The sequence below is a fragment of the Pseudoalteromonas luteoviolacea NCIMB 1944 genome (assembly GCF_001625565.1).
GTDB lineage: Bacteria > Pseudomonadota > Gammaproteobacteria > Enterobacterales > Alteromonadaceae > Pseudoalteromonas > Pseudoalteromonas luteoviolacea_F.
On record NZ_AUXS01000018.1, the window covers coordinates 80,669 to 92,447 of the forward strand.

At 40.0% G+C, this 11,779-nt stretch carries 13 protein-coding genes; 3 read left to right on the forward strand and 10 right to left on the reverse strand.

Annotation, left to right across the window (positions count from 1 at the left end; all coding sequences use genetic code 11):
• Positions 1 to 170: 170 nt before the first annotated feature.
• Positions 171 to 947: an HAD family hydrolase gene (locus tag N483_RS07430; RefSeq protein WP_231105429.1), complete on the forward strand. Its 777-nt coding sequence runs from the start codon at positions 171 to 173 to the stop codon at positions 945 to 947.
• Between the two features lie 79 nt (positions 948 to 1,026).
• On the opposite strand, the gene N483_RS07435 is transcribed toward N483_RS07430, so the two are convergent.
• Positions 1,027 to 1,656: a hypothetical protein gene (locus tag N483_RS07435; RefSeq protein ID WP_023401384.1), complete on the reverse strand. Its 630-nt coding sequence runs from the start codon at positions 1,654 to 1,656 to the stop codon at positions 1,027 to 1,029.
• A gap of 399 nt (positions 1,657 to 2,055) precedes the next feature.
• Between N483_RS07435 and N483_RS07440 the strand changes: the two genes are divergently transcribed.
• Positions 2,056 to 2,514 (forward strand): hypothetical protein, encoded by a 459-nt coding sequence (locus N483_RS07440; protein ID WP_023401383.1) that lies wholly within the window; start codon positions 2,056 to 2,058, stop codon positions 2,512 to 2,514.
• 69 nt (positions 2,515 to 2,583) lie between these two features.
• On the opposite strand, the gene N483_RS07445 is transcribed toward N483_RS07440, so the two are convergent.
• The 9 genes from N483_RS07445 to N483_RS07485 all read right to left on the reverse strand — a co-directional run bounded on the left by N483_RS07445 (position 2,584) and on the right by N483_RS07485 (position 10,572).
• Positions 2,584 to 3,435, reverse strand: coding sequence for a trypsin-like serine protease (locus N483_RS07445; protein ID WP_023401382.1), 852 nt, complete (start codon positions 3,433 to 3,435; stop codon positions 2,584 to 2,586).
• A 177-nt stretch (positions 3,436 to 3,612) separates the two neighbouring features.
• Positions 3,613 to 4,446 carry a PD40 domain-containing protein gene (locus N483_RS07450; RefSeq protein WP_052027439.1) on the reverse strand — a complete coding sequence of 278 codons (834 nt, stop codon included), beginning with the start codon at positions 4,444 to 4,446 and terminating at the stop codon, positions 3,613 to 3,615.
• A gap of 532 nt (positions 4,447 to 4,978) precedes the next feature.
• Positions 4,979 to 5,704, reverse strand: coding sequence for a hypothetical protein (locus tag N483_RS07455; protein WP_036977180.1), 726 nt, complete (start codon positions 5,702 to 5,704; stop codon positions 4,979 to 4,981).
• Positions 5,705 to 5,829: 125 nt separating this feature from the next.
• Entirely contained in the window at positions 5,830 to 6,273 is a 444-nt protein-coding gene (locus N483_RS07460) for a hypothetical protein (RefSeq protein ID WP_023401379.1), read from the reverse strand.
• Between the two features lie 112 nt (positions 6,274 to 6,385).
• Positions 6,386 to 6,784, reverse strand: coding sequence for a hypothetical protein (locus N483_RS07465; protein ID WP_023401378.1), 399 nt, complete (start codon positions 6,782 to 6,784; stop codon positions 6,386 to 6,388).
• Positions 6,785 to 6,893: 109 nt separating this feature from the next.
• A complete protein-coding gene (locus N483_RS07470; RefSeq protein WP_023401377.1) occupies positions 6,894 to 7,340 on the reverse strand; it encodes a hypothetical protein in 447 nt (148 codons plus the stop codon).
• Between the two features lie 479 nt (positions 7,341 to 7,819).
• Positions 7,820 to 8,614, reverse strand: coding sequence for a siderophore-interacting protein (locus N483_RS07475; RefSeq protein ID WP_036977179.1), 795 nt, complete (start codon positions 8,612 to 8,614; stop codon positions 7,820 to 7,822).
• 179 nt (positions 8,615 to 8,793) lie between these two features.
• Positions 8,794 to 9,648: a helix-turn-helix domain-containing protein gene (locus tag N483_RS07480; RefSeq protein ID WP_023401375.1), complete on the reverse strand. Its 855-nt coding sequence runs from the start codon at positions 9,646 to 9,648 to the stop codon at positions 8,794 to 8,796.
• Between the two features lie 102 nt (positions 9,649 to 9,750).
• A complete protein-coding gene (locus tag N483_RS07485) occupies positions 9,751 to 10,572 on the reverse strand; it encodes a GNAT family N-acetyltransferase (protein ID WP_023401374.1) in 822 nt (273 codons plus the stop codon).
• A 481-nt stretch (positions 10,573 to 11,053) separates the two neighbouring features.
• Here N483_RS07485 and N483_RS07490 point away from each other — a divergent pair, with 481 nt between their 5' ends.
• On the forward strand, positions 11,054 to 11,779 hold the full coding sequence (locus tag N483_RS07490; RefSeq protein ID WP_023401373.1) for a TetR/AcrR family transcriptional regulator: 726 nt from the start codon (positions 11,054 to 11,056) through the stop codon (positions 11,777 to 11,779).

Consider the following 11,779-nt stretch of genomic DNA (forward strand, 5'->3'; position numbering starts at 1 on the left):
CATTCAAACAGCAATGGACTGTTTTGAATATGCTTAACACGAACAGATTCATTGATGGTAAATCGAACGGGCGCGGGTTTGCTTTTACTAATGAGCTAATACCTAATAATTTTGAGCCAATAGCTAAATTTATATCGCGAATTTTTGGCAAAGTAAACGCAACTTAAATTATGAGACGTAAAATAATGAATGTCGTATTTGATCTAGATGGGACTCTAATTTTTAAAGGTCAGCCTATGCAGGATGCAGTAGCCGAAGCGTTACAGGCAATTGAGCGACAAGGTGCGACGATACACTTTGCCACGGCGCGTCCGCTAAGAGATACCTTGCCAGTACTGCCAAAACACTTTTGGCACCATCATATCATTGGTTGCAATGGCGCGATGATTAGCAAAAACAAAGTCGTTTACGACACTTTAAACTTCAATAAACGAGAAGTTATCGAAGTTTTGAACTGGCTTGATCAAAACGAAATTCCATACCTATACGATGGCATCGAGGAATATGCTATCTCAGACACTCCACATCGCTTTCATCAAGAAGTTAAAAAGTTGGGTAGAAACCCATATTGTAACCAATCACTCAGGTTAGAACCCATCGTCAAACTGTTGGTACTAGAAGAAAATCGGCACTTAGAAGTTAAAGCGTATCTCAATACCACGCTCAGTGATTATGATTTTTATCACCACAATGGATGCAATAGTTTTGATGTCGTCCCCAAATACAGTAATAAGTTAAATGCGCTATTGCGCGCTGGCCTGGATATGAAAAATACCCTATGCATGGGTAATGACCAAAACGATATTGCCATGTTAGAGGCTGCAAAATTGGCTTATGTGGTTGGAGACCTTATTTATTTGGAAAGAGAATATACGAAAGTAACTCAGGAAAACTTAATAAAAGAGCTATATGAAATATCAAAAATAATACAGTTAAAAAACACGTAAAAAAATAAAAATCAATTTAAATTTGCAAGTGTGAAATTAATCACACTTGCAGTTTAAAACCATAAGATTAAATTTTTAATTAATAAACTTTTGAGCAAATGATTTCTTCGACATAATCATCACCATAATCTTTATAGCGCATACCTGTTAAGTAATAACCACTCGGGCAATACGCAACACCTGTATAAGGTACTCGGACAGTGGTTTCTGATCCCGTTGAATGCGACCTCATCGCTTTACACCTTAATGCCTCAACACTGTCATCGCCGCTATCAGCATAATAAAGCTCAGTCACCAAGTGATTACTCGGGCAACGGTATGCTTTTGAACCATTACCATCCATTTGTACTTTTACCGTTGCAGTAGTAGCCCAGTACCACGGTACTGAACCATAAGTATCTGCAAGAAACTGCTCCACGCTTCTATCACTGCCTCCCGCACCATATACAGCACGGATCCCACCATTTGTTGCGTACCATCCTGATCCATTGCCATTCATTCGCTCCCAGTACGAAGCTTGTATTTCTTGTCTGTCATGTGGCGACAACTCACCAACTTTCGTCACATATTTTCCGACATTTTGGTAATAATCTACGTTACTTTGAACTTCGTTCGTATTAACGTTAGATTCTCCTGCAACACTTGAAAATTGCATAATGAGCGCAGCTGCTCCGATTAAACTACTACCAGCTAATTTACGTAACTTCATTTTCATCTCCTTTTAACTTAATTAATTTAACGTTTCGGTAAATTAGCTTAGAGATAAAAACCAGACTTAAACATTACAAAGCATTACGATAAAACACTTTTGCAAATCAATGCAATCTATTAAACTCTCACACAATTAAAAACAACCAAAATTAATCAACATTTAAAATATTAGAATACACAAAGCCCGCCTAATAATAAAAGAAATCAAACTAAATAATATTGCCAATTGTTTAATATTACACCCTGTAAATATGGTCATATGCCCTCTCCGTGACAACCAATCAATAAAATTATAGTTATCAGCCTATTAGCGAAGATTTTATTGGAGTTTTAGGGCAAGTAAACCAAGAGGCTTTCCTTAACGTATAGTTGTACACACTGAATGTTGGGAGGTTGTATGAATCACTACATTATCAAAGGCCACGATTACACTGCGTTTCGTGAGACACAAGATGAGCTGGAAGCCTTACACCTAGATACCGAAGACGTCAGCGCACTGTGTGATAACAAAGCGCACCCATTACATGATTGCCTAACCAACCATATTGTTGGGATTTTAAAATCAGAGCTAGTTGTGTTAATTGCAATCATAGTAAGCGCGTATTTCGCAGTAACTTGGATCCTTATACCACCAACTGCTGCCGTCGTAGGGACTGTTGTACTCGCGCTTTTTAGCATATGGGTGTGTGGCATGGTGGGTTCAGACTTAATGCGATATTACATGATGTGTCGGGATTTCACACAAGGAGAAAGGCACCCGCTAGTTTTGCATGTTGAAATTGACGACAACCAGCACGATACACTAAACAAAGTGATGCAAAAACACCCGCAGATGCATATTCAAAAATTGCAGTAGTAGAGCACCTTGTAACACTTGAACAAGATAGACAAGTAGGCAACGGTTAGCTGCCTACTTTGACATCTGTTATTTGCTCAGCTCGTTATGGCTAAACAATATATCTGGACACAAAGCAGGGAGATCTGACGGCTTAAGGCCTCCCGGCAGGTACTTCAATTTATCGAGACTCACACCAGAGCTAACTGCTTTGTCTGGCTTGTTCATCACCTCCCTAATCCAAGGGACAAAATATGAAACACGTGAGTACACCTCAAAGCTGCCATACTTCTCAGATGGTCCGCCACCATACCGAGAGCTTATACCTAATAACTGATATCCGCGCTCAGTTTTAATAAAGGCAGGCCCGCCACTATCACCACCGCCCGATATTCCTTCAAGTGGTAAAGCATCTTCATCTTTATCAAATTTAAACGTTAAAATCGGGCCTTTCGCTTCCTCTACACGATTTTGAGCTTTTCTGAGCACGCCTTTATTTTCATAGTTATCAGTGGTGATCCCTGTATTACCATTACCTGTACCACCTATGCCAATAAACCAGATTGGCAGCCCTGATTCGTCATTTCTGGTATACAAGGTGGCAGGAGGCACATGCGCGGCGTCCTCCAAAAGCTCTACCAAAGCGATATCATGACTAATGCCTGGGGTGTGATTAGGGTGAATATGCAACCTTTTGACTGTGGCACTGCCTTTGCTCATTTTTATCTTGGTGCCAGAGGTTAAACAAAATGTTGTGTGTGCCGCGGTTATAATCCATTTTGATGAAAACAGGATGCCATGAGCACCATCTATGTAAAACGTTGCAAGTGCTGGAAAGTCATCAGGTTTTGCTAAATAATTAGTATCTTTTACATCATGACGAATAATAATGGCATGTGCATTGAGCGCTATAAAGCTCAAGGCTAGTAAAATATATTTCATATAACCCCTGTTTTTATTTTGGCATCGTTTATGATGGAATATGATTTAAATCTCTATAAACGAAGTATGAGCGTAACTAAATATACTTTGTACTAGCCATTGAGCGTACCAGCTTTTTCTTATCTATTGCAATAAGTACTCAGTAGCATGCCCTGCTTGTGCATATTACCTAATAATCTAACTATTACTTGGCCTTAAATCTTCTATCACTTTGGCGTCAACCCAAAAAATGTCGCTGTCATTATCTTTGGTAGCACGATTGAAAAATAAGAACTTCCCATCAGGAGTCACGCTGGCAGAAGCCTCTCTTGCGCTGGTGTTTACCTTATCACCTAGGTTGATGGCTTTGCCCCAACGACCTTGTTTATCACGGAAGCTTATATACAAATCAGAGTTACCGTAGCCCGTTTCACGAACACCATCCCAAATTAAATAAGATCCATCCGGAGCAATAAAAGGGTGTGCATTGTATTTGCCTGTATTAATTTGTGGGCCCAATCTCTCTGGTTTAGTTCGTTTTCCATTCACCAAAGATGATATTCTCAGAACGTCACCGCTTTTATAATCGTCTAACACGTAAGTGCCATCAGCAGCAGCTGTTAGCCTCATAATACCCCAATCTTCTCTATCAAACATAGGATCCAATACTCGATGTTGGGACCATCCCGCTCCTGCTCTCGTCATCACATATTTACCCATGTGCATCGTTTTGCCATCAGGTGCAAGTAATGGCCGCCAAATACGCGGCCCCACTGTCGACTCATGCCAATGACCATCTATTTGTTTGAATACAATAAGCGACCACTTGTTTACATCGGGGTCTTTCCTCGTAAAGTAAAATTCCGACATGTCTGGAGAAAAAAATGGATTTGTATCACGCTGTTTCGCGGACACACTTCCCGGAGCAAATACTTTTGGCTCCGAACCAGGTTGTTTCTGGCCTAGATAGGGCCCAACCATTGGCCCATCACGTTCCATTGCCGCAGCAAAGTCGGTCATAGTAAATGCCATGAACATAGCACCTGCCCACAGTGGTTTAACGCTTCCCATAGGTAACTCCTCAGTTTTATTAATCAACGTTTTGATTGCAGCATATCTACTGTGGAACAATTGACTTGACGTTTACTTGATTTGTCACCAACTTTTCTATGACTAAGAAAGTAAGTATATATATCAATACATTAAGGCTAAAAACTGATGGTGGGGCAGTCGTTTTCTTAGCCAAACTATATGAGAGAATTGGAGGTTAACAAAACTTAACACCTCTGCGTTTATACAATATTTGAAGCGCCCTCAAGCTAAGCTCGCTTTTTAGAATTTAATCTATCCCAATTGAAACAATGCAGTTAGCAAATTCATCTATCACTTCTCATGTTCTCAAGTGGCGCAGCGTTAAAATTACGCTTTACAAACCAATTTGGTTTGTCTAAAAATGGTCTGCGATACAAATTTACAACCTTCAGGCAAAGGCTGTTGTCGCTCACCACAGCATTTGAAAGTGAGCGGCATATTATCGTCGGACAGTGGAAGGTCCTTTACTTAGCTACTGAAGGTAAAAAACGCCTTCATACGCGAACTCTTGATCCGTGCTAAAGTGTCCAAACCAACCGCCAATTTGGACTTCGTATATACCATCTTTACTGTCTTTAATTACCAATTCCGAATGTGCCGATATACCATTGAGGTACTTCACATTATAAAAAGACCAGCCAGACAGAGCACTTGAATTGGCCTTAGAAAAATGTAACTTGGCGCTTTTAAAGTTAGCCTGCTCAATTAAAAACAACGACTTAAAATTTCGGTCATCCCATAGATTAATAATTTGACTGCACCCGGTGATTAGGCCCGTATTACCCAAGTGGTCGTAAAAGACAGGTAACTGCTCTGCTTGTTCATCAATAAAGCGTTGCACATCTGTGCGCTCATCATAACAGGCCATGATAGGTACAATCTCCTTTAACGACAGCGTATCACCTATCGCAAACCCTGATAGCCTTAGCTCAACTTCATCTTCTGAAACTCGGAATGTATCGTAGTCCAGCAAGTCATACTTATGTTCGAGTTCAGCAAAATATGAATCCGAAATTGCTTGGTGAAGTAAACTAACTTCAGCACTACCTACTTCCATGGTAGGTTTTGTGGCTGCAAGTTCGATGAGATTACTCCATATCATAGGGAGCAACTGTCGGTTATATTGCGCTCCAACCAACACGCCTTGGTTAAAGTACAAGGCAGTATACGACCAATAGTGGTTAGCCAACTCCACCATAACTCTTTACAAGAATCACAGGTATACTCCATACTGGATTACGGCTTATAACACCTTAATAAACGGCGAAGAATTGCAGGCTAAACTAAGCGAAGAGTGAGCGCAAGCCTGCTTTTAGGCACTTGTTATATTTTTATTTTTTCGTAGAAACTCCACTTATAAAGTTGATACATACCCTCCCCAGTAGATTTCCACCCCTCAGACTTTGTAGACACCCACGCCCTTATACTGTTCTTATCATATTTACTGTTAAGGCTAGCGTCGATACGTAAATTTATTCCGACAAGCCTTCTACTATGACTGCTATTATTCATCTCATCATAATCACATTTTTTATTTGAGAACTTTATATCCCAGTTTTCAGGACTCGTTACTTTAACTGAATAATTGGCACTACAGGGCGGAGCATCAGGCGACAAGCCCCAATAGACCTTTTCTTTCGTAAAAGTAAAGCTCCCATAAATAGCTTGATCAGATCGGCTTACAGCCTCCCAATTGCCGATAGGAAAATCAGGAGATGAATAAGCAATATTAGAAAGCCCCAACAATGCCAGTATAGTATACTTCATGTGTAATCCCTTAAAAATATAACGCCTTAATAAACGGCAGAAAATAGCAGGCTAAACTTAGCGAAGAATGAGCGCAAGCCTGCTGTTTTGCGTCCATTGTTTAATTAATTTGTTATAAGCCACATACTGGGGTGATTACTTTACCAGAAAGGTCAATTACTACCTTACGATTAAAGTTTTGTGTAGGCGAACCATTATTAAAAACAACATAGCCAACTTTATAAACCCAGTAATTGGTTGTAGCTTCTTCTGAAAAAACAGATGCTAAATTGTAATTTGTAACATGCGCTTCTTCGCCACTGCTTAAGTTAGCATTAGTCCAATTTTTGAAAGCGGTATTAATGCCCTTAATAGAAATAGGTAATTCAGATTCCCCATCCCAATTTACGCTAGGTGGTATTTGAAACTTAAAAAAACACTCTTTTCCTTTTGCAGTCCATCGCTCAAAAACACCCTCGCTACTAAAAGAAGCGCTGCTGAATAATAACAACAAAACTAGAAGGTTACGCATGTTCTACCTGTGGCTTATAACGCCCACATAATGGGCTAATAAAGCTTGGCTATAATTAGTGAGGCACGAACTAAGCCAAGCTTTATTAGCCCATGCGTTGATGCGTTTGTTATGTGTAAACGCACTCTGTAACTTTGAAATCTGTAAAATACACTTTGAATATAGAGCCAGAGCGTAATTCAATAATATGTTTGTATAGCCCATTTTCCAACGATACTTCGTGAGTTACAACATCACCATGAAAAGTATCATTGTAATTAAATTCATTTTCATGACCGATTAGTTTGTAGGATTTAACATTGTTATAGATTAAAACAATGTCGCGATCATGTTGTTGCCCGATTAGGCTTAAAATGATTGATAACGAAGCATCAAAAGGACGCTGTTTATTGCGATTCTCGGCAATAGTTAAAGATGAAACCCAACTATCATGAAGCGACTTGGGGTGATTTAACTTGTAACGTTCAAGATCCGTTGCGAATTCAAAGAGCTGTTCAGGAAATTTCGCTTTGTTGGTAACAAGATTAGAAATATATTTATCGAAATTTGAATTCACAATTGAACTTCCATTTACACCTAACAATTTAATATCGACCCATTGGACCGTTTTTCTACCAAACCATGGGCCATTTTTATCATTGTACTGGTTCTATCACAATAACTAACTTGTTGCTAAAGATATTTTTTATATCATTGTAGAAATTATGGAAAGGATAAAAACGACCCAATGGGTCGTTTTCTTGACTATAGAAAAATCACAAAACAACTGGGCATAAGCTCAATGCTTTAAAAATATTTTCTAATGGCCGCTATTCTTTGAGGCATTCGACTAAACATGTTTTGGGGCAGAAACAAGTTACGCATTAAGGTCCGCTTTTGGCACATACACGACTATCAGGTTTGATTGAGCCCTGTTAATCGAATCTGACAGATCAAATTAAGACTTAATCACACAATGTACCAATTAGGTTTAAAGAGACAAAAAGAAAGTACAGCCTTGATTGCTTTGCGCTCAACTTTCCTATTCCATTGGGATCAGTCTGAGAGCTGTGAATCCACTCTTTTTTCAACTTTATGTTCGTCTTCTGTACAATCATATTTCCAATAGCTGCTCACATACATCTGCTCTTTCTCAATGCCTTTTGTTCGCTTAAACCAACGACGCAGTGTCTTCATAGTATCAAACTCACAGGCACACCAAACAAAAACGCGGCCTTGATGCCAATCCAGAGCTTGAACGGTGTCCAACAATTGGCTGTTTCTACCTGGCGTACCATTGACCTTCCAGATCACATCAACACCACCGGGTTTGGTGAGATCCAAAATATCTTCTTGTTGCGTCACTTCTAGCACCACAGTTCCCTTGGCAGTTTTTGGTAATCGCTCTAAATAACAACTTATGGCGGGTATCGCCGTCATATCGCCAATAAATAAAAACCAATCTGCACTGCTATCGACTCCCATCGTGCTCCCAGGACCGCCAACGATCATCTCATCTCCTGCTTGCGCTTCCCTAGCCCAATCTGAAGCAGGTGCCATGCTGCCTTCATTAGAATGCAGTGCAAAATCGAGGGTGAGTTGCTGTGTTGCCTTATCAAATCCACGCACTGTGTATGTACGCATCATGATATTTTGACGGCTTAACTGCTCAAATGCCTCTTCTTCACGCAGTGCTCTACCCTGCTTGGTAAAAAGCAGCTTCACATAGCCTCCTTCAAAGCCACTAGGAAAACTTGCTAAATCAGGTCCCGTTAATACAACCCGTTTCATATTCGGTGATAAATATTCACTCTCTAACACTTTTGTTTTGCGATAATTGCCAACAGCCATCATTGATACCTTTTGTTCTTTGTTAATAATACGAATGGCAGTGTGAAATATTTAATAAACTCGTCCTTGAAAGGGCTGAGACTTAGATTTGAATAATGGAAATTTAAAAGCGATATCTATAAACGTGATATCGTTTTTTGTTGCTTCGTCTTAGGAGGGAATAAGTGCATTACCATACATCAATTGGACTCATGCAAATAATTTGATATGCCACCATATGCATCAATTGTTAGGCCTCTGTCAGTGGCATATTTGGCAGGCGTAAAACCGAGCTGGGATTTAAGATAACGAATCAAATGAGGTTGATCACTAAAGCCGAATCGACATGCAACCTCAGCCCAATCAATCTCCTCTTTGTTGCGTGAATATAAGTATTCGAGCATTGCTTCAAGCCTATTCATTGACTGGCATTGCTTCAGTGTAAATCCGGTCGTTTTGCTGAATGCTCTCTCTAATGTTCTTTGACTGCAATGTAATTGCTCACCTAGCCGAGCAATGGGCTCTATGTTGATTACTTTCAAAGCTTTGGATGTTAATTCACTGTACCTGTCTTGATGAAATTGAGTAAGCCAACGCGCTAACACGCTATCAAGTTTATCACGACACAAAGTATTGCTCGCTCGAGCGAGTGATAGCAAATCAATCACTTCTAATTCACTCATTACCAGCAGAGCCTGTAAATCAATTGCAGCAACTTGGTCCAGTGTTGGGTGGCCGAAACCAGGTATTTTTATGGCATAGAACGCGCCGACTTTAAACTTAATACCGAGATGAATAAAAGAGCAAGAGTGATCTAACTGTAAGGATTGTAAATGGGGAAATAGAATATGGCTCCCGACACCACATTCTATATTGCCGCCAAAATTGTAAGAATAAGGTTGGTCCGCGGGAGACATAATTAAGTGACCACTAGGGTCGGGGTTTAGCTTAGGAAATTGAACACCTTGCGCTTGTTCCCCCTTCTCAATCAGCCAATAACACTCAACAAAAGTAGACACAACAGAACACTGAGGGAATTGTAACCACTGGATCATAATGCTCTCTGACGCTAAAATGGAATACTCATTTATAGCAGTTGATGACACTGCCCCAAAGCCTTTTATCCTAAAATACACAAGGCGGTTGGAAGCAAATAATTAACGATTGGAAAAATCAAACTGCACAATTCTATTCAATGCAGTAAAGCCCGCTTTATAAATTGCTTTTTGTGCCCCTATATTACTACTTTCTGTAGAACAAACAGCTTTCAGCCCTTTTTTCTTGGCAATCATTACCAATTGTTTTAGTACCCGAGTTGCTAAACCTTGTCGTCTATGTTCTGTCGATACAATCATTCCAACGTCTGCAAATTGTGTTTGGTACTCATCAAATAATCGGCACTCGCCTGTCGCGACCACGCTTCCATTTCTGACCCAATACCACAACTCGTTACGGCTGATTAAACGCGTATAGTAACTTGTGAGCCACTCTTTCGGCGCATCTATCGCTTCAAAAGCAAAATCGACTAGCAAGCTTAACTGGCCATCGTCTGCTAAATTGAGATCTATCTCATTTACTTCTCTCACAGCTTTATCTTCACAAAACTGGTACATAAGTGCATTGACCGAATGTGCTGCTGAGCCATCCATGCATAACGATAAATATTGCGGCTCCGCGGTACTGGCAAAAGCACCTTTAACTTCGCCTATAGCAGCACTTTCACCGTTAATAATTGACGTAAATAGATCGCTAGGCAATGTATTGGCTAATTCTGACAAATAAAACTGTAAAAGGTACTTTTCACTATTGATACAACAATAGCCAACCAAGTTTTCACCTTCATAAAAGCCGAAGTGCTGCGCCATTGGAACAAATCCAAAGTGCCACATACCATCTAGGGGGCTTGTAGATGCGTTAAAGTATGCCGTTTTTAAAACGCGGAGTTCGCTTGGCTGAGTAATTTCTCTGATGTTTAACATCGCTTCAATCCTACTTCTATTGCTTAAATTTCGTAGTCTTGAACCAAAAAAACCGTCCTCAACTACAACTCAATGAAAACAATTTTAATGAAGTTTTTATATTCGAGATTGAATAAAAACGACAACTTAAAAAGAGCAAAATGGCGCCTTCAAGTTAACACACCAACAACCGCCAAATTCAATGCTATCAAGCCTGGCAACACGGCTTGGTGCGCAACAACATAAAAAGAAATTAGCTTATACATTTTCAATGAACTACTAATAAAAACTGTTCAAACTTTAACAGCCCACCTCAGGCTAAATCTTTCATAGTCGACCTTCTAGGTGCTCTAGTGAACCCCATTTAAATATTCTCAGGGGGAGATAAGCTTAAATATTAAATAGTCTAGTTCGATTGACATCAGGTTTTTGAGAGTTAAAATAACGACATTCGAACATCATTCGAATGAAAATCAAAACTGGTCACCTATGGAGTAATAAGATGGCACCAGCACCTAAATATGATCAACAAACTCAGCGAAAAATGATCCTTGCCGCTGCAGAGCAATGCATCAATGAAGCTTCGATCACAGACTTTACCATGGCCAAGATAGCGCGCATTGCGGGGCTTTCAATGGGCTCGGTATACAAGTTTGTACAAAGTAAGGAAGATATCGTGCTTGCCCTTGCCAATGAATCTTTTACACATCTCTCCAATATATTTGACCAGGTTCTTGCTCTTGAACTCAGTGCGCCCGAAAAGATTATCGCGATCAGCCTTATTTCACCGCTAAAGTTACAACTGTTCGAATTTGATTATGCACTTCAAACCTACGCAACCAATGAAGCTGTCATCAAAAAAGGTTCTACTTATTGGACCGGTAAAATTATTGAAGCACAGTCTCGTTGTGAGTCTTCGTTTAAATTAGCATTGGTGGAAGCGATTAATGCTGGCGAACTTGAAGATGTACCGAACTTATCTGAAGCGATCGAAGAAATCATCATCAGCGGATGGGCGATGACGGTCGGGTATGAACAAGTACAACGTGTGCAACAGACAAAACAGATTATAGAAGGAACGGATTCATTGCTAGCACCATTACCTCTTAACCACCCAATTATCAGAAGCTCGGTACGTCTAATCAATAGCTACCCGTGGCGACAGCCTATAAATGACGCCTCACTTAAACATATTGAACAACAACTGATTGCGCTAGACCTGCGTTAA